Origin of the sequence: Sphingomonas sp. 3-13AW (genome assembly GCF_049311085.1) — a bacterium.
Lineage (GTDB): Bacteria > Pseudomonadota > Alphaproteobacteria > Sphingomonadales > Sphingomonadaceae > Sphingomonas.
Window position 1 is genome coordinate 283,620 of record NZ_JASNVZ010000004.1, and the last position, 22,858, is coordinate 306,477.

Genomic DNA, 22,858 nt, shown 5'->3' on the forward strand with positions numbered 1-22,858 from the left:
ATCGGAGGACATGACCGCCTCCGATCCCCGCGCCTTCCTGTACCGCGACGGCTTTGAACCCGCCGCTGCCTCCCGCCTTGCCGCGCGCACGCTCGCGCAGGCCGATGACGGGGAGCTCTACCTGCAATATCGCCGGTCGGAGGCGTTCGGCTTCGACGACGGGCGGCTGAAGACCGCGAGCTACGACACCGCCTCCGGTTTCGGCCTGCGCGCGGTGTCGGGCGAGACGACCGCCTTTGCCCATGCGAACGAGATCAGCGAAGACGCGATCCTGCGCGCGGGCGAGACCATGGCGCTGATCGATCCCGCCAAGGGTGCCAAGGCGCCGCCGCCGCGGGGCAACAACCGCCATCTCTATACCGCAGCCGACCCCCTCGACCTCGTCCCCTTCGCCGACAAGGTGAACCTGTGCCAGACGATCGATGCGGCGGCGCGCGCGCGCGATCCCCGCGTCGTGCAGGCCAGCGTCAGCCTCAGCGGATCGTGGAGCGTGGTCGAGATCGTCCGTCCCGACGGCTTCATTGCCACCGACGTGCGCCCGCTGGTGCGCCTCAACGTCTCGCTGGTGGTCGAACAGGACGGCCGGCGCGAGACTGGCAGCTTCGGCATCGGCGGCCGCTATCTCTACGACGACCTGTTCGAGCCCGAGACCTGGAACCGCGCGATCGACACCGCGCTGGCCCAGGCACTCGTCAACCTCGACGCGGTCGACGCGCCCGCCGGTGAGATGACGGTCCTGCTCGGGCCGGGCTGGCCCGGCGTGCTGCTGCACGAGGCGATCGGCCACGGCCTGGAAGGCGACTTCAACCGCAAGGGCACCAGCGCCTTTTCCGGTCGCATCGGGGAGCGCGTCGCCGCCCCCGGCGTGACCGTGGTCGATGACGGCTCCATCGCCAACCGTCGCGGATCGCTGTCGATCGATGACGAGGGGACGCCCACGCAGGAGAACATCCTGATCGAGGACGGCATCCTCAAGGGCTATATCCATGATCGCCTGAACGCGCGGCTGATGGGCGTCGCCCCGACCGGCAACGGCCGGCGCGAGAGCTTCGCCCACGCCCCCATGCCCCGCATGACCAACACATTTATGCGCGGCGGGAACGACGATCCGGCCGAGCTGCTGTCGCGCGTGAAGAAGGGCATCTTCGCCAAGTCGTTCGGCGGCGGCCAGGTCGACATCGTCTCGGGCAAGTTCGTGTTTTCCTGCACCGAGGCCTATCGGATCGAGAACGGCAAGCTCGGCGCCCCGATCAAGGGCGCGACCCTGATCGGCGACGGCCCGACCGTGCTCACCAAGGTGACCGGCATCGGCAACGACTTCGCGCTCGACGAGGGCGTCGGCATGTGCGGCAAGGGCGGCCAGAGCGTCCCCGCCGGAGTCGGCCAGCCGACCCTGCTGGTCGAGGGCCTGACGGTCGGCGGCACCGCCGCTTGATGGCCCTTGGCCTCACGGCCCACGCCTGATGGCTCTTGTCGAACTCGGCCGCTTCGCGCGGATCGAGGCGCAGATCCTCGTCGGCCGCCTGGAGAGCGAAGGCATCCCTGCCATCGCCTTCGACGGTGAGGCGAGTATCGCCGATGGCAGCTGGCTGCTGATCCCGACCCGCGTCATGGTCGACGAAGACGATGTCGAGGCAGCCCGCAGGATCGCGGAAGAAGCTGCCTGATTTTTAGGCAGCTGCTTAAAGCGGCATCTTTCCTGACGACCCCGTAACGACTTTATCACCTGCGCTGCCTTCTTTCCAGGCGCTGCGGGTAACTGGCACGCGCCTTGCTAGGTTCTTTCAGGGACCATTGCGAAGGGGGGCGCGGCATGAAACTCGTGATCGCCATCATCAAGCCGTTCAAGCTGGATGACGTGCGCGAGGCACTGACCGAAATCGGCGTGGCGGGAATGACCGTCACCGAGGTCAAGGGCTTCGGCAGGCAGAAGGGCCAGACCGAAATCTATCGGGGCGCCGAGTACAGCACCAACATGGTGCCCAAGATCAAGATCGAGATCGTGTGCGCATCCGACATGGCGCCGCGCGTGATCGAGGCGGTGCAGGCATCTGCCAACACCGGCGCGATCGGCGACGGCAAGATCTTCGTGCTCGACGTGGGCCAGGCCGTGCGCATCCGCACCGGCGAAACCGATGAGACCGCGCTGTGATGAAGGGGGACATCATGAAGCTTCCGACCAGGCTCGCGATTGCCGCGGGCACGACTGTTTTCGCGGCGTTGCCCGCCTGGGCGCAGGACGCCGCCCTGCAGGCACCTGCCGCCGCACCCGCCGCCACCGTCGACAAGGGCGACACCGCCTGGATGATGATGGCGACCGTGCTGGTGCTGGCGATGATTCTGCCGGGCCTCGCCCTGTTCTACGGCGGCCTTGCCCGCACGAAGAACATGCTGTCGGTGATGACGCAGATCGGCGCCGTCGCCTGCTTCGCCATGCTGATTTGGGTGATGTACGGCTACAGCCTCGCGTTCGGCCCGGACGGCGCGCTGCCGACCAAATATATCGCCGGCCTGGGCAAGGCGTTCCTGGCGGGTGTCACCCCCGCCTCGCAAGCCGCGACCTTCACCGCGGGGGTCGAGATCCCCGAATATGTCTTCATCAGCTTCCAGATGACCTTTGCGGCGATCACGATCGCGCTGGTGCTGGGCGCGGTGGTCGAGCGGATCAAGTTCTCGGCCGTCATGCTGTTCGCGCTGGTGTGGCTCACCATCGTCTATTTCCCGATCGCGCACATGGTGTGGGCGGCCGGCGGCTGGTTCTTCGAACTGGGCGCACTCGATTTCGCGGGCGGCACCGTGGTGCACATCAACGCCGGCGTCTCGGCTCTGGTGCTGGCGCTGCTGATCGGCAAGCGCATCGGCTATCCGACCGAGCGCATGGCACCGCACAGCCTAACGCTGACCATGGTCGGCACGGGCCTGCTGTGGGTGGGCTGGTTCGGCTTCAACGCCGGCTCGGCGCTGGAAGCCAACAGCTCGGCCGCGCTGGCGATGATCAACACCTTTGTCGCCACCGCCTCCGCCGGCCTGTTCTGGATGCTCGCGGAGCGGGTGTCGGGCCACAAGGGATCGGCACTGGGCTTCTGCTCGGGCATCATCGCCGGCCTGGTCGCGGTGACGCCTGCAGCGGGCAATTCCGGCCCGTTCGGCGCCATCGTGCTCGGCGCCGTCGCCTCGGTCATCTGCTACTTCGCCGTGACCGTCCTCAAGCCCAGGCTCGGCTATGACGACTCACTGGACGCCTTCGGCATCCACGGCGTCGGCGGCATGGTCGGCGCGATCGGCACCGCCATCGTCTACGCCCCCTCGCTCGGCGGCCCCGGTGCTGCCGACTATGCGATGGGCGAAAAGCTCGGCGTGCAGCTGCTCGCGGTGGTCGTCACCATCCTCTGGGCATCGATCGGCACCGCCATCGCCTTCTTCATCGCCAAGGCCGTGACCGGCGGCCGGGTCACCCCGGAAGTCGAGCTCGAGGGCCTCGACCTCGGGGAGCATGGCGAGCGGGCCTACAACTACTGAGATCGCGGCGGGCACAGGCCCGCCGCCACCGACGTTCCTCCTGCGGACGACCTGAGGCCGGTACGGAAACGTACCGGCCTATTTTTATGGCCAGTACCCCGGTGCTCGGCACCACACGCCGGCCACAGGTGCGCCGCTGCAGGCCGCGCGTCGCTCGAACATCCTCCAGCCCAATGTAGCGCGCACAAAAAGAAAGGGCGGCTCCAGCGGAGCCGCCCCTCTTCGGTCTTCAGCGCGTGGAGGGCTCAGCCCTCGTAGTCGCCGCCGACATTCTGGTTGCGCGGCGGGGCTGCGGCGGTGAGGCGCAGCGCCTCGGCCGATGCTGCGAGCGAACCGATCTCGTCCGGTGCTTCCTCGTCGTCGATCTGCACCTTCTGCATGCCGGTGATGACCGCTTCCTTGAGGTGATCCGGACGGACGGTCTCCTCGGCGATCTCGCGCAGCGCGACCACCGGGTTCTTGTCGCGGTCGCGATCGAGCGTCAGCTCGGCGCCGCCGGAAATCTGGCGCGCACGCTGGGCTGCCATCAGCACCAGGTCGAACCGGTTGGGGATCTTGTCGACACAATCCTCGACGGTGACGCGCGCCATGAACGCTTCCTCAAATAATGCACGGGGCAGGAAAGGCGTGGCGCCTATCCCAAACCCCGGCAAATGTCAATCTTTCGGGACATTTCCGCCGGGGCGAACCCCGGCGGATCCGCCTTAGTCGACTTGGACGACGTTGTCGTCGCTGTTGCGGTCGATGTACTTGTTGTACGGATCGACCCCGGCGAACGCCGGCTTCGCCGCCGTCACCAGCCGCAGCTGCTGGGTGCCGCTGCGGATCGGCCGCCGCTCCATCATCAGCACGTTGGTGCGATCGAACGATCCCAGCCCCGGCCGCGCGGTGAACAGCCCCACGTCAATCTGGTCGTCCAGAGCCGCCGGCTTCTCGCTGCCGCGGCCGTCGGCATAGGCCTTGCCGCCTTCGATCGTCAGCACGGTCTCGTACTGGCCGCCGGGGAGCTTGCGGGTCTGCGCGGTCTTCACCTTCAGGTCATAGAGGGTGATGCGATCGAACAGGTCGTCCACCAGCTGCCGTTCGCCCGGGGTCTGGGCCAGCCCGCGGAAGCCGTCGACCAGCTCCATGGCATTGGCATAGGGCGCCCCCTTGAAGCGGTAGCGGTCGAGCAGCCCGCGCAGCATCGCGTTCACCCGCTCCTCGCCCAGGCGATCCTGCAGCAGGTACATCACCACCGCACCCTTGCGGTAATGGATGTACCCCTGGTTCTCGACGCGATCGAGCGGCAGTTCCTCGATCGCCTCGCCGCCGCGCGACTGCAGGTAATTGTCGAGCTCGTACTTCAGGAAGCGGCGGATCTTATCCTCGCCGTAGACGTGCTTCATCACCATTAGCGCCGAATATTGCGCCAGGGTCTCGACCAGGACCGTGCCGCCCTGCTGGTCCGCGCTGATCAGCTGGTGCGCCCAATATTGATGCCCCAGCTCATGCGCGGTGACATAGCTCACATAGTCGATCTCGTCGGGATTGCGGGTGTCCGCAAGGAAGCCGATCTTCTCCGAATAGGGCACCGTTCCCGCGAACGCCTGGGCAAAGCTGTCATAGCCCGGGAATTCGATGATGCGGGCATAGTTGAACTGATAGGGCCCGAACGCCTTGTCGTAATAGTCCAGCGACTGCTTCATCGCCTGGAGCATCCGGTCGACGTTGAAACCGTGGTTCGGCTGGTAATAGACCTCCAGCTCTACCGGCCCCTGGCGGTCCCTGCGCACCGCATAATCGGCCGACTGGACCGAGAAGAACGCCAGGATCGGCGCCGTCGAGACGAAGCGCGCGGTCCGCCGCCCGCCCTCGGTCTTGTCGGACACGCGGCTGCCGGGCGCGATCGGTACCTGGGTCGCGTCGGTGGTGACGGTAATGTCCGAATTCACCCAGGGCACGTTTCCGATATAGTTGCGCTGGCGGGCGGAGACGTCCTCCAGCTTCGCCATGCGAAGCTCCGACGGCAGGCCATAGCGCCGCCGCGTGACTCGATCGGTCAGCAGTCCCTGTCGGTTCATGCCCAGCTGCGGCGCGAACTCGGAATTGTTGAGGAAGGTGCCGTTGGCGACCAGCCGGGTGTCGTCCCCGCTTGCGCGGAAGCCCTGCTGCGAACGTTCCGACCGGAACTGCATCGTCCCGGTGGCCCCGGGCGCCAGCGGTCGGTCGAAACGGTAGAGCCGGTACTGGAAATCCGTGTCGTTGCTGACGAGCTTGGCGCCCGGCACCGTGACCGAGGTCAGCTTGGTCTCCGGGGTCAGGCGGACGTGCAGCGTTTCGATCGGCTGAGCGGTGTCGTTCACGAAGCGATAGACGCCCTCCGCCGTCATCCGCCGTTCGGAGGGTCGCAGGTCGATCGCCAGCTTCACGTCGGTGATCGAAGGCTGCACGACATTTTCGTAGCGCAGGTACTTCTTCTCGAAATCCGCCATGCGCTGTTCGTTCGAGTCCCGCGTGCGGTACTCGTTGAGAACGTTGGTGTTGTAGAAGACGAACGCACCCGTGCCGACGAACACGACCAGGGCGGCCGCGATGATGGCGCCTGGGGTACCGCGCAAGCGCGCGGGCACCCGCCGCAGCCGCGGCATCAGCCGGGTCTCGGTCCCGCGCCGCCACAGCAGGTGCGCCAGCGTCGCCAGCACCACCGCCGCTGCGCCCCAGTAGAGCCGCAGCCACCACGCCGCGGCACCACCGATCTGGTCCCCGTTCATGTCGGAAAGCCGCGGGGTGGGCCCGCTGCCATAGAGGTAGAGCGGATGCTCGAAGCCCAGGTTGGTGAGCGTCAGCGTGGCGACGATGTAGACGACCATGATCGCCCAGCCGATATATTTGTTGGGGCTGATCGCCTGGACGAACACCGCCAGGATCGCGAGCAGCACCATGTCCACCGTCTGGGGAAGCAGATACCAGTTCCAATATTCGGCAAGCGACACTTCGCCGCCGCCGCGGCCCAGTTGCACCAGGATCGCCGCGATCGCCGCAATCACCAGGGTGACGAACAGCACCCCCGACACCGCCAGCGCCTTGGGCACCATATAGGCCCAGTTGGGAAGCGGGGTCGCGTCGATGATCTCGTGGATCTTGCGGTCGCGATCCCGCCAGACCAGCTCACCGGCATAATAGATGGCGATGATGATCGGGATCAGGCCGAAGCCGCCGTTCAGCGTCTCGATCAGCGCAAAGGTGACCGGGCGCGCGGGCGTGCCATAGATCTCGCCGGAAAAGAGCAGCGCGCCGACGGTGTTGAACAAGCCCATGATCAGCAGCACCAGGAACGCCGGGCTGCGGAACACCTGCGCCATCTCGAACCGGCAACGGCTCCACAGGCGCGACCAGCTTGCCCCCTCGGGCTGGGGCGCGGGCAGCCGTTCGACCAGCCGCGGCGCGGTCTGGCCGAGCTTCTGCTCCTGCCGCGCCTGCTTGCGCAGCTTGCGCTTGGAGATGCCGCGCTCGGCAAAGCGGAAACGCCACAGCGCAAAGGCGAGTGCGGCTACCGCGACTGCCAGCCAGATCAGCCGGTTGGCGAGCAGCGCCCCGTCCAGCGGCGGCAGGATCAGATTGCGTTCGGCAGCGGTGAAATAGCGGGTCGAGTTTTGTATCGCGGCCGCGCCGAACGGCTCCACATAGGCCGCGACACCGCGCCATTCGGGCTGGCGCCCGATTACCGTGCTCATCACGGCATAGAGGACCAGGAACACGATCACGCCGACATAGCTGCCGACCATCGACCGGGTGATGGTCGCCACCGCGAAAAAGATCGCCGCCGTCAGCAGCAAGTTGGGCAGTGCGATGACGAAATAGGCCCAGACAAAGGCGGCGGGCAGCGTCGGCCCGAGCCGTTCGGGATCGATCCAGGGCATCAGCGATCCGACCCAGATCGCCAGCGGTATCGCGAGAAAGGCGATCGCGGCGGCCAGGAAGGCGCCGGCGAACCGCCCCATCAGATACTGGAACCGGGTGACGCGCGTCGTGCGCACCATCGGGCCAAAGCCGGACTCATCGTCGCGCACCACCACGTTCGCGACGAAGGCGGTCGTGACGAACATGAAGAACAGCGAGAAGACGATGTGGATCTGCAGGATGGCGAACGGGCTGTTGACGTGGACGTTGCCGCCCGACCCGATCTGGATGTTCTGGCTCGTGGTTGCGCCGAACGTCAGCAGGAAGAAGAGCGCCGACACGACCCAGAATACCGGGCTGCCGAACTGGTAGCGGAGTTCGAACCCCGCGATCTTGCGGAACATGCGCGTCCTCCCCTCAGGCCGCGACGGCGGCGGTGTCGGCAGGGCGGCGCGTCCGGGCGAGGGTCGCGAAATACACGTCCTCAAGCCCGCCGCGGACCGGCTCGAACCCGTCGCCCGGATCGACCTCGGACAGGATGTGGACGATGGTGCGCCCGGCAAACAGGCGGGTGGAGATCAGCTCGTAGCGCTCGCGCACGTCGGGAAGCTCGTCGCGGCGGATTTCCTTGGCCCATACGGTGCCGCGCGCCCGCTCGATCAGGTCCAGCGGCGCCCCTTCCAGCCGGATCTTGCCGGCGGCGAGCACCGCCATGCGCGGGCACAGGTCGGCCACGTCCTCGACGATATGGGTCGACAGGATCACGACGACATTCTCGCCGATTTCCGCCAGCAGGTTGAGGAAGCGGTTGCGCTCCTCGGGGTCGAGACCGGCGGTCGGCTCGTCGACGATGATCAGCCGGGGGTTGCCGATCAGCGCCTGGGCGATGCCAAAGCGCTGGCGCATGCCGCCGGAAAAGCCGGCGATCGCCTTCTTGCGCACGTTCCACAGGTTGACCTGGTTGAGCAGCGTCTCGACCGTGACCTTGCGATCCGCGGCAGAGGCCACGCCCTTCAGCACCGCCATATGATCCAGCATGTCGTAGGCGGAGACGCGCGGATAGACGCCGAAGTCCTGCGGCAGATAGCCCAGGGTCTCGCGCAGCCGCTCCGGATCCGCGATCACGTCGATGTCGCCGAACGTGATGCTGCCGCTGGTCGGCGTCTGCAGCGTGGCGACGGTGCGCATCAGCGTCGACTTGCCCGCGCCGTTCGGCCCCAGCAGCCCGAACATGCCGTTCGGGATCGACAGCGTCACGTCGTCCAGCGCACGCGTTCCGTTGCCATAGACATGGCTCACGTTCCGAAGCTCAAGCATTTCGGTATTCCTCCCACCCAAGGGCGGAATGCTAGCGCGGTGTGCTACATTGCTAAAGCAGTTTTTGCGACATGCTGCTCAGGCAAAGACCTGCTTGGGGATATGCGTGATGCGGCAGGCGAGGTCCGCCTCCCCCGACGCCACGACATAGACATCGCCATGGTCGGCGATGCCGGTGGTGAACACGACATCGCGGACGTACATCTTGTCCTCCAGCGGCCGGGTGAGCTCGGGGTTGGCTTCCAGCAGCGGCGCGTGCTGGGTCGCGACGGCCCGCCAGGGCTCCTGCGCGTCCATGATGGTCCAATAGGTGCGGTAAATGCCGACGATCTCGTGCGGCTCGACGCCGTGCCACAGGCTCAGCCAGCCGCGCTCGGTCCGGATCGGCGGGGTGCCGCCGCCGATGCGGGCGGTGGCGACGGTGGCGGCATGCGGGCGGATGCCGGGGTGGCGGCACGGCTTCCAGTGAAGCATGTCGGGTGAGGTCGCCAGGTTGATCGACGGCCCCGCGCGCCATTCGCTGTTCGGTGGGTAAGCGAAATAGAGGTCGCCAAGCGGCCGGGTCTGCGCCCAGTAGCGGCCGTCCACCTGACCCTCAAAGATCAGCATGTCCTTGTTCTGGTGGTCGAGCACGATGTCCTCGAACCGCCAGTCGAGCCCGTTTACGGAGCTGTAGAGCGTGGTCGAATGCCGTTCCGGGCTGACCGAACAGGTCGTCATCCAGTAACGGTCGCCGACGTGGCTGATCCGCGCATCCTCGACGCCATAGCATTGCCAGCTGCCCTGCGGCGCCACCGCGCGATCATAATGGACTGCGACCACCTCCAGTCCGTCCGGCGACAGCTCGACCGGCAGCAGCCACGACAGGGAGGTGAGCGCCATGACCCGCCACTTGCTGCCGTGGAGCATGAACTTGCGGGGATCGGCGGTATCGGCGAACTCCAGCGGCCAGCCGTCGAGGACATAGCGCCCGGCGCTTCCCTCCTCCCCTTCCCAGCGGATCGCATGGACCTTGCCGTCGACGATCGGCTTGCGCAGCGCCTCCGCAACCCGCACCATCATCAACAGATTGCCGTTGGCGAGCCGGGTGAGCCCGGGGTTGAAGGCGCCGAGCACATAGGTCTCGGCATCGAACTGCCCCGCGAGCGGCGAGCGCGATAGGTCGACGTCGTCCGGGGTGAAGACGAGCTGGTCGACGGCGTAGGTCATTCCGCGGCCTGCGCGCGCGGCACGATCACCACCTGCTGCACGACGGTGCGGCGTGGCTGGGTGAGCATGTAATGGACGCCGACCGCGATATCCTCGGCGCGCAGCATCGTCTCCTCGCGGATCCGCTGGCGCTGTTCCTCGACCGGCACGTCCGGCAGCTGCATGTCGGACCCGGTCTTGCCCGGCTCGACCAGCCCCACCCGGATGCCCTTGGGCCCGAGCTCGCGGCGCAGCGCCTCGGAAAAGCCGGCGATGCCTGCCTTGATCCCGGCATAGATGGTCGAACCCGGGCCGAGCACATGCGCGCTCATCGACCCCACCAGCACCAGGTCGCCCTCCCCCTCCAGCAGCTCGGCGGCTGCGTGGGCGCCCAGCAGATAGGCGGTGAAGTTGAGCGCAATGGCATGGCGCAGCGTCGGCTCGTCGGTTTCGGTCACGCCGGAGGCCGCGACCGCCGCGTTCAGCACCACGGCGTCAAGCCCCCCGAGCCGCTGCCGGGCGATTTCCAGGAAGCCGCGGGCATGGTCCGGCTCGACAAGGTCGAGGACCATGCCGTCGCCTTCGCCGACTTCCCGGATGCGGGCGAGCGCATCGGCCAGATGACCGCTGTCGGCGCCGCACACGAACACCCGCGCGCCTTCGGCTGCCAGCAGGACCGCGATGGCGCGGCCGATGCCGGTGGTGCCGCCGGTGATCGCCACGCGGCGGCCGGCAAGCGATTGGACGTCGGTGTGGGCATCGCGAACATCGGACATGCAGGCTCCTTCTGGTGCCTCCAGACAAATGCCCGGGGCCCGCGAAGTTCCGGCCCGTCGCTCAGCCGAGCCGGCGCAGCGTCTCCGGATCGCGCACGCCGCCGTAAAATGCGTCCAGCACCTCCGCAAAGACGCCGCCGGGCGCGACCGCGTCGAACAGCGTCATCGCGGAGCGCAGCTTGATCGCATCGATCCCGCCCAGAATGGCCTCGGCCGACTGCCCGCGATGCGCGAGCAGCGCTGTCGCCGCTTCCCGCAGCCGGGGCCCGAGCACGGGATGCGCGAGATAGGCGCGCGCCTCCGCCGCATCGGCGATCGCAAAGAAGCGCGCGGTGTCGGTGCGCCCCAGTCCCGCGATCTGGGGAAAGACGAACCACATCCAGTGGCTGGTCTTGCGGCCCCGACGCAGCTCCGCAAGCACGCTGCCCCAGACGGGGTCCTGCGCCTCGACGAAGCGGTCGAGTGCCGCCACCGCCTCAGCCCCTCGAGGCCGTGACGAGATAGTCGAGCCGCGTGTCGTCGGAAATGGTGAAGCCATGCCGGGGCGAGAAGGCAAGCCCGCGCACCGCGCCTATGGTCAGCCCCTGCGCCTTCAACAGCCCGGTAAGCTCGTCCGGGGTCAGGAACTTGTTCCAGTCATGGGTGCCGCGCGGGATCGCCCCCACCCCCTCGGCCAGCGTGATCATCGCCAGCCGCGACAGCGGCGTGCGGTTGGGCGTGGAGACCACCATCAGCCCGCCCGGCGCCAGCGCCCCCGCCAGTCCGGCGACGAACGCAGCCGGGTCGGCGACATGCTCGATCACCTCCAGCGAGGTGACCAGGTCGAACTGGCGCCCGGCGACCGCTTCGACGCCGCCCGCGATATACTCGACCGCCAGCCCTTGCGCTTCGGCATGGGCGCGCGCCGCGCCGATATTCTCGGGCGCGGCATCGACGCCGGTCACGGTCGCGCCGAGCCGGGCGAGCGGCTCGGCCAGCAGCCCCGCGCCGCAGCCGACGTCGAGCGCGGTGCGTCCGGCAAGCGGCGTAAAGCCCGTGCCGGCACCGTGCCAATGGGTGTCGATCGCCTCCCGAAGGAAGCCGAGCCGCGCCGGGTTGAGCCGGTGGAGCATCGCCGAGGATCCGTGCGGGTTCCACCAGTCCGCAGCCAGCTTGCCGAAGTGCGCGGCTTCCGCCGCCACCACGCTGCCACTGGCCGTCTGCACATCGGGCGTCGCGTCGCTTGCCATAACCATGACGCCTCCCTATCAGCGCAACCCGACGTTCCCAAGGGGGTGAGGCGCTCGGTACATGGCACGCATCGTGATGAAGTTCGGCGGCACCTCGATGGCCGGGATCGAGCGCATCCGCAGCGTCGCCCAGCGGGTGAAGCGCGAGTGGGAGGCGGGCAACCAGGTCGCCGTCGTGGTTTCCGCGATGGCGGGCGAGACCGACCGGCTCGTCAATTTCTGCCGCGAAGCCTCCTCGCTCTACGATCCGCGCGAATATGACGTGGTGGTCGCCTCGGGCGAACAGGTGACGAGCGGCCTGCTGGCGATCGCATTGCAGGCGATCGGCGTGCCGGCGCGCAGCTGGCTCGGCTGGCAGCTGCCGATCCACACCTCGGACGCCCACGCCTCCGCCCGCATCGGCGAGATCGATACCGACGCGCTGAACGTCGCCCTTGCCGGTCGCCAGGTCGCGGTGATCCCCGGTTTCCAGGGCGTGGCGGACAACGGCCGCGTCACCACGCTCGGCCGCGGCGGATCCGACACCTCGGCGGTCGCGGTCGCGGCGGCGATGAAGGCGGACCGGTGCGACATCTACACCGACGTCGACGGCGTCTACACCACCGACCCGCGCATCGTGCCCCGCGCACGCAAGCTCAAGCGCGTGACCTATGAAGAAATGCTGGAGCTCGCCAGCGTCGGCGCCAAGGTGCTGCAGACGCGCTCGGTCGGGCTCGCGATGAAGGAAGGGGTCCGCATCCAGGTGCTCTCGTCCTTCGCCGACGCGGATGCGGCGACGGAACCGGGCACGATGATCGTGGGCGAAGAGGAAGCGGAAGACATGGAACGCCAGCTCATTACCGGCATCGCGCACGACAAGAACGAGGCCAAGATCACCCTGACCGAGGTGCCGGATCGTCCCGGCGCGGTCGCGGCCATCTTCGGTCCGCTCGCCGATGGCGGCATCAACGTCGACATGATCGTGCAGAACGTCGCGCATTCGACCGGCTCGACCGACGTGACCTTCACCGTCAACCAGGCCGAGCTGCCCCGCGCGCTCGACGTGCTGGAACGGGAAAAGGGCAAGATCGGCTTCGACCGGATGGTGCACGACACCCGCGTCGCCAAGATCTCGGTCGTGGGCGTGGGCATGCGCAGCCACGCGGGCGTCGCGTCCACCATGTTCAAGACGCTGGGCGAGCGCGGCATCAACGTGCAGGCGATAACCACGTCGGAGATCAAGGTCAGCGTGCTGATCGAGGAAGACTATACCGAGCTCGCCGTGCGCGTGCTCCACACCGCCTATGGCCTCGACGCGGAGGATACCGCCGCCTGATCGGGCGGCGTTACTCCCCCAGCAGGTGCAGCGCGATCCGCCGACGGTGGGGCGCGCGACGGTGCTCGAACAGGTAGATGCCCTGCCAGGTGCCCAGCACCGGCCGGCCATTGGCGACCGGGATCGACAGCTGCACGCCGGTCAGCGCGGTACGCAGATGCGCGGGCATGTCGTCCGGCCCCTCGTCGTCATGGACGTAGGCTTGGGCGTCTTCCGGCGCGATCCGCGCGAAATAGGCGACCAGGTCGTCGCGCACCTCCGGCGCCGCATTCTCCTGCACCAGCAGCGATGCCGAGGTGTGCCGGCAGAACAGCGTCAGCAGCCCCGTGGTGATCCCCTCGCCCGCGACCCAGGCGCAGACGTCGCGCGTCACTTCCACCAGCCCCTGCCCGCGCGTGGGCATCTCCAGTTCGCCGATCGCCTGCCGCATCGCGTGTCTCCTTTGCTCAACGCCGCGCGCTACGCTACGGGCGCGAAATGACCAGCCTTTCTTCCGTCGGCGCCGAGCGCCTCGCCCGCCGCATGGCCCGTGGCGCCGCCTTCCTGGGAACCGAGACCGCGATTCTCTGCGGCGCGATGTCCTGGGTGTCCGAACGCCACCTCGTCGCCGCCATCTCCAACGCCGGCGGCTTCGGTGTGATCGCGTGCGGCGCGATGACGCCCGACCTGCTCGATGCCGAAATCGCGGCGACCAGGACGATGACGGACAAGCCCTTCGGCGTGAACCTCATCACCATGCATCCGCAGCTGATGGAGCTGATCGCGGTCTGCGCCCGCCATCAGGTGGGTCATGTCGTGCTCGCGGGCGGCCTGCCGCCGGCCGGCAGCCTCGACGCGATCAAGACGTCGGGCGCCAAGGTCATCTGCTTTGCGCCGGCCCTCGCGCTTGCGAAGAAGCTGATCCGCTCAGGCGTCGACGCGCTGGTGATCGAGGGCATGGAGGCTGGCGGCCACATCGGCCCGGTCTCGACCAGCGTACTCGCCCAGGAAATGCTGCCCGAAATCGCGGACGCCGTGCCCGTGTTCGTGGCCGGCGGCATCGGCCGTGGTGAGGCGATCGCCGGCTATCTCGACATGGGTGCCGCCGGCGTCCAGCTCGGCACGCGCTTCGCCTGCGCCACCGAATCCATCGCCCACCCCAATTTCAAGAAGGCGTTCTTCCGCGCCTCTGCCCGCGATGCCGTCGCCAGCGTCCAGATCGACCCGCGCCTGCCGGTGATCCCGGTGCGCGCGCTCAAGAACGCGGGTTCGGAGCTGTTCACCGCCAAGCAGCGCGAAGTCGCCCAGTCGCTGGACGAGGGCAGCATCGCCATGGCCGAGGCGCAGCTCCAGATCGAGCATTACTGGGCGGGTGCGCTGCGCCGCGCCGTGATCGACGGCGACATCGAGCATGGCAGCGTCATGGCTGGCCAGTCGGTCGGCATGGTCAAGACCGAGGAGCCGGTCGCCGCGATCATCGCATCGCTGATGGAAGAAGCCGCCGCCGCGCTCGACAAGCGCGCCGCCTGATCCTTGCGCCCGCCGCTCCGTGCGGCGGGCCGGTCAGTACGCCCGGGCGACCGCGAACTCGACCGCTTCGACCATCGCGTCCTTGGCGGGACCGTCGGCGAAGGGGGCCAGCGATTCGATCGCGCGCTGGCCATAGTGACGCGCCCGCGCCATCGTGTCTTCGACGGCGCGGCTGTTGCGCACCAGTTCGATCGCATGCGCGAAATCGGCATCGCTCGCGCGGCGCCCGGAAACCGCATCCCGCCAGAAACCGCGCGCCGCCTCGTCCCCGCGCGCATAGGCGAGGATCACCGGCAGCGTCATCTTGCCCTCGCGGAAGTCGTCGCCCGCGTCCTTGCCCATGGTCGACGCGTCCGAGACATAGTCGATCGCGTCGTCGACCAGCTGGAACGCGATGCCCAGGTTGCGGCCATAGGCGTCGAGCGCGAGCTCCTCCGCCTGCGGCCGGTCCGCGACCACGCCCGCAATGCGGCAGGCGGCTGCGAACAGCGCCGCCGTCTTGGCGCCGATGATGTCGAGGTAGCGATCCTCGTGCAGGTCGACCCGGCGCACGGCGGTAAGCTGGTTGACCTCGCCCTCGGCGATCACGGCCGATGCGTTGGAGAGGATCTTGAGCGCGGCCAAGCTGTCGGCCTCGACCATCAGCTCGAACGAGCGGCTGAACAGGAAGTCGCCGACCAGCACGCTTGCCGGGTTGCCCCAGATGATGTTGGCGGTGCGCTTGCCCCGGCGCAGGTCCGACCCGTCGACCACGTCGTCGTGGAGCAGCGTCGCGGTGTGGATGAACTCGACCGCCGCCGCCAGCAGGTGATGGCGGGTGCCGTGATAGCCCAGCAGCTGCGCGCTCGCGAGGGTCAGCATCGGCCGCATCCGCTTGCCGCCACCGGAAATCAGGTGGCCGGCCAGCTCCGGGATCAGCGGGATGCGCGACTGCATGCGATCGACGATCACCGCGTTGACGGCCGCCATGTCGTCCGCGACCAGCGTCATCATCGGGTCCAGCGACGGCTGCTTCGCGCGGCCGGTCGGGTTGAGGCGGTGTACGGTGGCACTCATGTCCCGCCGATGTGGCTGTAAGGCGGGACGAACGCAAGGCCGGCGGGCTTGCACAACGTGGAAAGCGACGCGAAAAGCGCGCGGACGCGCTCCATGAGGGGAATGGAATGACCGACGACACGCTGGCCCGCTATCGCCAGAGCATCGACAACATCGACGCCGCCCTGGTGTTCATGCTGGCGGAGCGCTTCAAGGTCACCCAGGCCGTCGGCCGCTACAAGGCCGAAAACGACCTTCCCCCCGCCGACCCCGGCCGCGAAGAGCGCCAGATCGCACGGCTGCGCGCGCTTGCCCGCGATGCCGACCTCGACCCCGAATTCTCCGAGAAATTCCTGCGCTTCATCATCGAGGAAGTGATCCGCCACCACGCGCAGTTCCAGGCAAGCTGAGCACGTCCGCCGCGACCGGGCGGCAGCGCGGCGGTCACCACAGGCTGGTGCGGCGTGCCTCTACTCCGCAGCCAGCAGCGTCTCGGCGCCGCGCAGGTCGACCGAAACCAGCCGGCTGACCCCCTGCTCGACCATGGTGACGCCGAACAATCGGTGCATCCGGCTCATCGTCGCGGCATTGTGGGTGACGATCAGGTAGCGGGTCTGCGTCTCCTGCGTCATCCGTTCAAGCAGGTCGCAGAACCGGTCGATATTGGCATCGTCCAGCGGCGCATCGACTTCGTCCAGCACGCAGATCGGCGCCGGGCTGGTCAGGAACAGCCCAAAGATCAGCGCCACTGCGGTCAGCGCCTGCTCGCCGCCCGACAACAGGGTCAACGACTGGAGCCGCTTGCCCGGCGGCTGCGCCAGGATTTCCAGCCCCGCCTCCAGCGGATCGTCCGAATCGACCAGCGCCAGATGCGCCTGGCCGCCGTTGAACAAGGTGCCGAACAGCCGCTGGAAATGTCCGTTGACCGCGTTGAAGGCCGCGAGCAGCCGCTGGCGTCCTTCGCGGTTGAGGATGCCGATCGATCCGCGCAGGCGGTTGACCGCCTGCTCCAGTTCGGCGCGCTCGCGGTCGCCGCTCGCCCGCGCGGCGTCCAGTTCCGCGAGCTCGCGTTCGGCCACCAGGTTAACCGGCCCGATCCGCTCGCGCTCGATCGTCAGCCGATCGTGCGTCGCTGCCTCCGCTTCGGGCGTGCCGACCGCGTCGCTTTCGAAATCCAGCCGCTCCGGCAGCAGCGGCGGCGGGCATTCGAAACGCTCGCCGCACAGCCGCGCCGTCTCCACCCGCCGCTGGTCGTGATTCTCCGCCCGCGCCGCCGCCCCGGCACGCGCCTCACGCGCGGCGGCAAGCGCCTCGGCGACAGCGCGCAGGCCGGTTTCGGCCTCGCGCAGCGCCTGTTCGGCGGCGCGCTCCTCCTGCTGGGCGCGGTCGACCGCCTCGCGCGCACCCAGCAGCGTGGCGGTAACCGTGTCGATCTCGACCGACAGCGCATCCGGCCGCCCAGCGATCCCGTCGCGTTCGCGCGCACTCTCGCCGGCGCGCTTGTCGAGGTCGCCGATGCGGCGCACCGCCTCCCCCGCGCGCTGTTTCCAGCCGCGGCTTTCGGCGGCGGCGGCGGTGATTCGCGCCCGGGCGGCGGTCACGGCCCGCTCGCGCTCGGCGGCCGCTGCCCGCGCGTCCGCGACCGCGCCGCGCCGCGCTTCTGCCTCGGCAGAGAGCCGCGCAACCGCAGCCTGGGTCTCGCTGCCGTCGGGTAGCGCCGCCACCGCTGCTTCGGCCCGGTCGGCCTCCCCCGCCGCCTCTTCCAGGTCGAGCGCCGCGCGGCGCTGGCGCGCGGCGAGATCGGCGCGCTGCGTCTCCGCACGCTCGATCGCCGCGACCGCCCGGTCCTCCGCGCGCGCCGCCTCGCGGGACGCGGTCTCGTGCGAATCGACGCTGCGGCGGGCCTCGGCGGCCTGCGCTTTCGCGGCCCGGATCGCCGCCTCCGCCTCGACCAGCGTCGCCGCCGCCTGTTCGACCGCTGCCGCCACCTGCGGGCGTGCCGCCGTGATCGCGCGCAGGCGATTCGCGCGCTCCAGCCGCTCCGCTGCGGCCGCACCGCCCCCCGCCGCGGCCCGGAAGCCGTCCCACCGGCGCAGCGCACCGTCGAGCGTCACCAGCCGCTGCCCGACCGCCAGCGCCACTCCCGAGTCGACATCGCACACGAACACCTGCGCCAGCCGCCGGCCGAGCGCAGCGGGCGCCGCCACCTGTGCCGACAACAGGGTCACGCCCGGTGGCGGCAGCGGATCGCCTGGTGCCGCCTCCGCCCCGCCCCAATAGCGATCGTCCGCGGGATCGAGGCCGGCCTCGACATCGTCGCCCAGCGCCGCCGCCAGCGCGCGTTCATAGCCCGGCGCCACGTCCAGCCGGTCGAGCAGCCGCTCGCGCCCGCCACGCCGTTGCGCCCGCTCCAGCGCCGCCGCTTCGCCGTCCAGCGCGGCAAGCTCGGCCGCCGCCGTGGCCCGCGCCGCCTGCGCCGCCTCCCGCTGGCCTGCGTAGCTGCGTTCCTCCGCATCTGCCGCCGCCAGCGCCGCGCGCGCCTGTTCGATCCCCGCCAGCGCCTTGTCCCGCGCCGCGATCGCCGCCGTCCGCGCGGCAAGGAGCGGCGCCGGATCCGCAAGCGCCGCCAGTTCCGCCGCGATCCGGCGCTCGTCCCGCGTCGCCCGTTCCAGCCGCGCCTGCGCCGCCTGCAACGCCGCGCGCGCGACCCGCACGTCCGCAAGCTCGCTTGCCTGCCGCGCGAGCGCCTGCGCCAGCGCCACTTCCGCGTCGCGGCTCGCCTGTTCGGCCGATGCCAGCGCCGCGGCAAGGCCCGGCAGCGTGGCTTTCGCCTCCGCCACCTCCGCCTCCAGCGCCTTGCTCTCCGCCGACAGCCGCGCCAGCGCCTCGGCCGCATCGCTTGCCAGCGCACCCTCCCGCGCGCGGTCGTCGGCGATGCGCGCGATCGCCGCCTCCAGCTCGCGCAGCCGGCGTTCGGCCGCACCCCGCTGCGCCACCAGCGCCTCGCGCCGGTGAGTCGCCTCCGACAGCGCGTCGCGCGCCGCCTGGGCCGTGCCGCGATGGGTGGCGAGCGCCGTCACTGCCGCCACCTGCGCCGCTTCCGCCGCCACCTGCTCGGCCGTCCGCTCCGCCACCCGAGCGTCCGCGCCCCTTGCTTCCTTGCGCGCGACATCGGCAGCCGCGGCCGCATCGCGCCACCGCGCAAAGATCAGCCGCCCCTCGGCCACCCGAATCCGCCCGGACAATTCGCGATAGCGCTCCGCCTGGCGAGCCTGGCGCCGCAGCTGCGCAATCCGTCCGTCCTGATCGGCGAGCACCTCTGCCAGTCGGGCGAGATTCGCCTCGGTCGCGCGCAGCCGGTTCTCGGCATCGCGGCGGCGCACGTGCAGGCCGGCGATCCCGGCCGCTTCCTCCAGCATCGCGCGCCGTTCGACCGGCTTTGCCGAGATCACGGCGCTGATGCGGTTCTGGCTGACGAGTGCGGGCGAATGTGCGCCGGTGGCGGCGTCCGCGAACAGCAGCGCCACGTCCTTGGCCCGCACGTCGCGGCCGTTGATTCGATAGGCGGAGCCGGCGCCGCGCTCGATCCGGCGCACCACCTCGACCTCCTCGCCTTCCGGCCCGACCTCGTCGGCGAGGATCGAGACTTCGGCAAAGTCCCGCGGCGGGCGGGTGGCGGTGCCGGCGAAGATCACGTCTTCCATCGCCGCGCCGCGCAGCGACCGGGCGGAATTCTCGCCCATCGTCCAGCGCAACGCTTCCAGAAGGTTCGACTTGCCGCAGCCGTTGGGGCCGACCACGCCGGTCAGCCCCTCTTCGATCACCAGGTCGGACGCGTCGACGAAGCTCTTGAAGCCCGACAGGCGCAGCCGCCGGATCCGCATCGCCGCGCGCCCCTTTTCGAAAGGGAGATCAGGCGCCGGCGTCGCGCAGCGCCGCCTCGACCTGGGTCCAGTTCACCGCGTCGACCTTGGTGCCGTTCAGGAAGAAGCTGGGCGTGCCCGTCACCTTGTCGGCGGCGTCCTCGGTGATCTTCACCAGCGCTTCCAGGCCCTTCTGGTCGGCCAGGCACTGGCGTGCCTTTGCCTCGGGGATGCCGCGCTGCTTGACGAAGTCGATGAGGCCGAGCTGCTGCGCCCACATCGAGATCGCCTGCGCGGGCGCTGCCTGCTGAACCTGTGCGTTGAAGGCTTCCGGCGTCGACTGCAGCTTTTCCAGCATCGCGTTCTGGTTGGCATACATCTGGTCGAGGATCGGGAAGAACGGCCCGGTGCCCCCGCAGCGGCCGAGCAGCGCCGCCGCCAGATCGGGCGCGCCGTGCACCGCAAAGTCGCGGAACTCGAAGCTCACCTTGCCGCTCGCGACATAATTGTCGGCCAGCGCCGGTACCGAATCACGCCCGAACTGGCCGCAGGTCGGGCAGGTGCGCGAACCATATTCGACCAGCTTGATCACCGCATCCGGGTTGCCCATGCGATAGCCGCCCTCGGGCGTGATCGACACGGTCTCGACCCAGCTGGTGCCGGCCGGTGCCGCAACCGCCGCGACCTTCTCGGCCGCCGCACCGCTGTTTCCGGAATTGCCGTCTCCGCCACCGCAACCGGCGAGCAGGAGAAGGGGCAGCAGGGGAAGAGCGATACGCATGGATTAGGCTCCGTGAATGGTAAGGGGGTTCAGCGCTGCAGCGCCTGGCGCAGCGGGGGCTCGACCTCGGCCCAGCTGTTGGCAGCCAGGAGGTTGCCGTCGATCTCGAAGCTCGGGGTACCCTGGATGCGCCCCGACAGCTTTTCGACCATGTCGATCAGCTCCTGGCGCGCGGCCGGATCGACCAGGCAGCGGTCGATCTGGGCGGCGGTGAGCCCGTTGCGCTGCATCAGTGCCGTCAGGCCAGAGCCCGCAGAGATCCGCCGCAGCCGGTCCTCGATCGTGGTCGCGCCCTTGAATGCGTCCGGCTGCTTCTGCAGCGCCTCCGCCTTGTCGAGCAGCGCCTTCTGGTTGGCAAAGATCAGCGCATGCTGGCGTGCGAACCTGGGTGCGCCACCGCACCGCGCGAGCAGCGCGCTGGCAAGGTCGAGCGGGTCGCGCACGAAGCTGCGCACTTCGATGCGAACGCTGCCGTCGCGGACCAGTCCGTCGTGCAGCGGCGCCTTCGATTCCGCGACGAAATGGCCGCAATGCGGGCAGGTGTAGCTGACATACTCCACCAGCGTGACGCGCGCCTTCGGATTGCCGACCTGATAGCCGCCGCCCGCCGCCTTCACCGTAACGGTGCGCCAGTCGCGTGCCGGCTGCGCGTGTGCGCTCCCGGCCAGCGCCAGCCCCGCGAGCATCCCCGCAACCACCCCCAGCAAACGCATCAGCGAACCTTTCCCATCACCGGTATCGAAAGCGGCGTCGGCGGCGCAGCCACCCCGGCCGCCAGTGCCGAAAGCACCGCTTTCAGCTCAGGGTCGGCGATGGTGCGCAGGCTCTCGCCCAGTTCGGCTGGGACATGCGTCGGCTGCGGGCGCGGCGGGGCGACCCGCTGCGCGCGGCGAACGTCGCCCTGCCGGAATGCGATACGGCCGACAGCGGCATAGCCGAAGAAGCGGTTCACCCGCTCGATGATCTCCGGACCGATGTGCTGCATCATCGTGACATGGGCGCCATGCACCACCAATGTCAGCACGCCGTCGGAACGCTGGCCGTGCGGAAACCGGATCGATTCGGGCGCCGACACCCGCGCATACCGCTCGCCGACGATCTCGGGCCAGCGGCTCACGACCGCGCTCTGCACGAAACCGAACTTGCGGAATGCGGCGCGGCCGACATCCGGCAACAGGTCTGCGACGGCGCGCGCATAGCCGTGGCGCCGGGGTTCCTCCACGGGCGGTTTCACCTTGGCGGCAGAAGGGGCTTTGCGGGGCGTCGTCATGAAGCCTCCCCCATGCCATAGGCACGCGGTGCCCGCCAACCTTTCTGCAATCGCCCCGCTGCTGCTCGACTGGTATGACGCCAATGCGCGCAGCCTCCCCTGGCGCGCGCCGCCCGGCGCCCCGGCCCCCGATCCCTATCGGGTGTGGCTGTCGGAGGTGATGCTGCAGCAGACCCAGGTCGCGACGGTCCGCCCCTATTTCGAGAAGTTCGTGGCGCGCTGGCCCGATTTCACCAGCCTTGCCGCCGCCGAGGATGCCGAGCTGATGGCCGCCTGGGCCGGGCTTGGCTATTACGCCCGCGCCCGCAACCTGCTCGCCTGCGCCCGCGCCGTCGCGAACCTGCATGGCGGCGTGCTGCCCGATACCGAGGCGGGCTTGCGCACGCTGCCGGGGCTGGGCGCCTATACCGCCGCCGCAATCGCCGCGATCGCGTTCGGCCGGCGCGCGGTGGTCGTCGACGCCAATGTCGAGCGGGTCGTCGCGCGGCTGTTCGCCCTTCCCCAGCCGCTCCCGGCCGGGCGCCCCGCCATCCGCATCGCCACCGATTCGATCACGCCCGACCTGCGCGCGGGCGACTTTGCCCAGGCGATGATGGACCTGGGATCGGGCATCTGCACGCCGCGCGCCCCGCGCTGCCTGCTCTGCCCCGTGCGCGCCCAGTGCGACGGCTTTGCCACCGGCGAGCCCGAGGCCTTTCCGCGCAAGGTGCCCAAGCGGGAGAAGCCCCACCGCCACGGCACGCTGTTCTGGCTGGAGCACGACGGCCGGGTGCTGCTGGTGCGTCGCCCCGGCAAGGGCCTGCTCGGCGGGATGCGGGCGCTGCCGACTGGCCCCTGGGCCGACACGCCGCCGGGTTTCGCCGAGGCGCCGGTCGAGGCGGAGTGGCGCGTCATGGGCGGCGTGGCCCATGGCTTCACCCATTTCCGGCTGAGCTGCGCGGTTGCAGCGGCCACGCTGCCGGCCCAAATGGCCGTGCCGGACGGGGAATGGTGGCCGATCGACTCGCTCGACGAAGCGGGCATGCCGACCGTGTTCGTCCGCGCGCAGCGGCTGATGGAGGGATTGCGATGACGGCACGGACGTGGATGGCAGGTCTCGCGGCGCTGGCGCTGGTCGCCCCGCCGATCGCAACGGCGCAGGTCGCCCCGGGCCGCCAGGCGCCCGCCCCCGCGC

Annotated in this window: 21 protein-coding genes; 8 read left to right on the plus strand and 13 right to left on the minus strand. The window is 69.3% G+C overall.

Features of this window, described 5'->3' with window-relative positions:
- Nucleotides 1–10: 10 nt before the first annotated feature.
- From tldD to QP045_RS07735, 4 genes are all read left to right on the plus strand, one after another.
- Nucleotides 11–1,435, plus strand: coding sequence for a metalloprotease TldD (gene tldD, locus QP045_RS07720; RefSeq protein WP_422514391.1), 1,425 nt, complete (start codon nt 11–13; stop codon nt 1,433–1,435).
- Between the two features lie 28 nt (nt 1,436–1,463).
- A complete protein-coding gene (locus tag QP045_RS07725) occupies nt 1,464–1,667 on the plus strand; it encodes a DUF2007 domain-containing protein (protein ID WP_422514392.1) in 204 nt (67 codons plus the stop codon).
- 146 nt (nt 1,668–1,813) lie between these two features.
- Nucleotides 1,814–2,152 carry a P-II family nitrogen regulator gene (locus QP045_RS07730; RefSeq protein ID WP_422514393.1) on the plus strand — a complete coding sequence of 113 codons (339 nt, stop codon included), beginning with the start codon at nt 1,814–1,816 and terminating at the stop codon, nt 2,150–2,152.
- Between the two features lie 14 nt (nt 2,153–2,166).
- Nucleotides 2,167–3,519: an ammonium transporter gene (locus QP045_RS07735; protein ID WP_422514394.1), complete on the plus strand. Its 1,353-nt coding sequence runs from the start codon at nt 2,167–2,169 to the stop codon at nt 3,517–3,519.
- Nucleotides 3,520–3,764: 245 nt separating this feature from the next.
- On the opposite strand, the gene rpoZ is transcribed toward QP045_RS07735, so the two are convergent.
- From rpoZ to ubiG, 7 genes are all read right to left on the minus strand, one after another.
- Nucleotides 3,765–4,109, minus strand: a complete 345-nt coding sequence (gene rpoZ, locus QP045_RS07740; protein WP_422514395.1) for a DNA-directed RNA polymerase subunit omega — start codon at nt 4,107–4,109, stop codon at nt 3,765–3,767.
- A gap of 114 nt (nt 4,110–4,223) precedes the next feature.
- Nucleotides 4,224–7,805, minus strand: coding sequence for an ABC transporter permease/M1 family aminopeptidase (locus QP045_RS07745; protein WP_422514396.1), 3,582 nt, complete (start codon nt 7,803–7,805; stop codon nt 4,224–4,226).
- 13 nt (nt 7,806–7,818) lie between these two features.
- A complete protein-coding gene (locus QP045_RS07750; RefSeq protein WP_422514397.1) occupies nt 7,819–8,718 on the minus strand; it encodes an ABC transporter ATP-binding protein in 900 nt (299 codons plus the stop codon).
- 78 nt (nt 8,719–8,796) lie between these two features.
- On the minus strand, nt 8,797–9,927 hold the full coding sequence (locus QP045_RS07755; RefSeq protein ID WP_422514398.1) for a glycosidase: 1,131 nt from the start codon (nt 9,925–9,927) through the stop codon (nt 8,797–8,799).
- The gene (locus tag QP045_RS07760) at nt 9,924–10,682 is read right to left on the minus strand and encodes an SDR family oxidoreductase (protein WP_422514399.1); all 759 of its coding nucleotides are present in this window, start codon (nt 10,680–10,682) and stop codon (nt 9,924–9,926) included. The genes QP045_RS07755 and QP045_RS07760 overlap by 4 nt, the downstream gene beginning before the upstream one ends.
- Before the next feature lie 61 nt (nt 10,683–10,743).
- Nucleotides 10,744–11,154 (minus strand): DUF1810 domain-containing protein, encoded by a 411-nt coding sequence (locus QP045_RS07765; RefSeq protein WP_422514400.1) that lies wholly within the window; start codon nt 11,152–11,154, stop codon nt 10,744–10,746.
- A 4-nt stretch (nt 11,155–11,158) separates the two neighbouring features.
- Nucleotides 11,159–11,911: a bifunctional 2-polyprenyl-6-hydroxyphenol methylase/3-demethylubiquinol 3-O-methyltransferase UbiG gene (gene ubiG, locus QP045_RS07770; protein ID WP_422514418.1), complete on the minus strand. Its 753-nt coding sequence runs from the start codon at nt 11,909–11,911 to the stop codon at nt 11,159–11,161.
- A 61-nt stretch (nt 11,912–11,972) separates the two neighbouring features.
- Here ubiG and QP045_RS07775 point away from each other — a divergent pair, with 61 nt between their 5' ends.
- A complete protein-coding gene (locus QP045_RS07775) occupies nt 11,973–13,226 on the plus strand; it encodes an aspartate kinase (protein WP_422514401.1) in 1,254 nt (417 codons plus the stop codon).
- Nucleotides 13,227–13,236: 10 nt separating this feature from the next.
- Here the strand turns inward: QP045_RS07775 and QP045_RS07780 are convergent, their stop codons facing one another.
- Nucleotides 13,237–13,656, minus strand: a complete 420-nt coding sequence (locus tag QP045_RS07780; protein WP_422514402.1) for a secondary thiamine-phosphate synthase enzyme YjbQ — start codon at nt 13,654–13,656, stop codon at nt 13,237–13,239.
- 47 nt (nt 13,657–13,703) lie between these two features.
- On the opposite strand from QP045_RS07780, the gene QP045_RS07785 reads away from it, so the two are divergent.
- Nucleotides 13,704–14,735, plus strand: coding sequence for an NAD(P)H-dependent flavin oxidoreductase (locus QP045_RS07785; RefSeq protein WP_422514403.1), 1,032 nt, complete (start codon nt 13,704–13,706; stop codon nt 14,733–14,735).
- A gap of 33 nt (nt 14,736–14,768) precedes the next feature.
- Here QP045_RS07785 and QP045_RS07790 read toward each other — a convergent pair whose 3' ends face one another.
- Nucleotides 14,769–15,791 carry a polyprenyl synthetase family protein gene (locus QP045_RS07790; RefSeq protein ID WP_422514404.1) on the minus strand — a complete coding sequence of 341 codons (1,023 nt, stop codon included), beginning with the start codon at nt 15,789–15,791 and terminating at the stop codon, nt 14,769–14,771.
- 107 nt (nt 15,792–15,898) lie between these two features.
- Here QP045_RS07790 and QP045_RS07795 point away from each other — a divergent pair, with 107 nt between their 5' ends.
- A complete protein-coding gene (locus QP045_RS07795; protein ID WP_422514405.1) occupies nt 15,899–16,180 on the plus strand; it encodes a chorismate mutase in 282 nt (93 codons plus the stop codon).
- Nucleotides 16,181–16,240: 60 nt separating this feature from the next.
- Here the strand turns inward: QP045_RS07795 and QP045_RS07800 are convergent, their stop codons facing one another.
- From QP045_RS07800 to QP045_RS07815, 4 genes are read right to left on the minus strand one after another with little or no spacing between them, the layout of a single operon-like run.
- Complete coding sequence (locus QP045_RS07800) at nt 16,241–19,654, minus strand: chromosome segregation SMC family protein (RefSeq protein ID WP_422514406.1); 3,414 nt, start codon at nt 19,652–19,654, stop codon at nt 16,241–16,243.
- A 28-nt stretch (nt 19,655–19,682) separates the two neighbouring features.
- On the minus strand, nt 19,683–20,414 hold the full coding sequence (locus tag QP045_RS07805) for a DsbA family protein (RefSeq protein WP_422514407.1): 732 nt from the start codon (nt 20,412–20,414) through the stop codon (nt 19,683–19,685).
- 29 nt (nt 20,415–20,443) lie between these two features.
- The gene (locus QP045_RS07810) at nt 20,444–21,127 is read right to left on the minus strand and encodes a DsbA family protein (protein ID WP_422514408.1); all 684 of its coding nucleotides are present in this window, start codon (nt 21,125–21,127) and stop codon (nt 20,444–20,446) included.
- Nucleotides 21,127–21,684, minus strand: coding sequence for a DUF721 domain-containing protein (locus QP045_RS07815; protein WP_422514409.1), 558 nt, complete (start codon nt 21,682–21,684; stop codon nt 21,127–21,129). Before QP045_RS07815 ends, QP045_RS07810 begins: the two co-directional genes overlap by 1 nt.
- A 28-nt stretch (nt 21,685–21,712) precedes the next feature.
- Here QP045_RS07815 and QP045_RS07820 point away from each other — a divergent pair, with 28 nt between their 5' ends.
- Nucleotides 21,713–22,756: an A/G-specific adenine glycosylase gene (locus QP045_RS07820; RefSeq protein WP_422514410.1), complete on the plus strand. Its 1,044-nt coding sequence runs from the start codon at nt 21,713–21,715 to the stop codon at nt 22,754–22,756.
- Nucleotides 22,757–22,858: the final 102 nt, after the last annotated feature.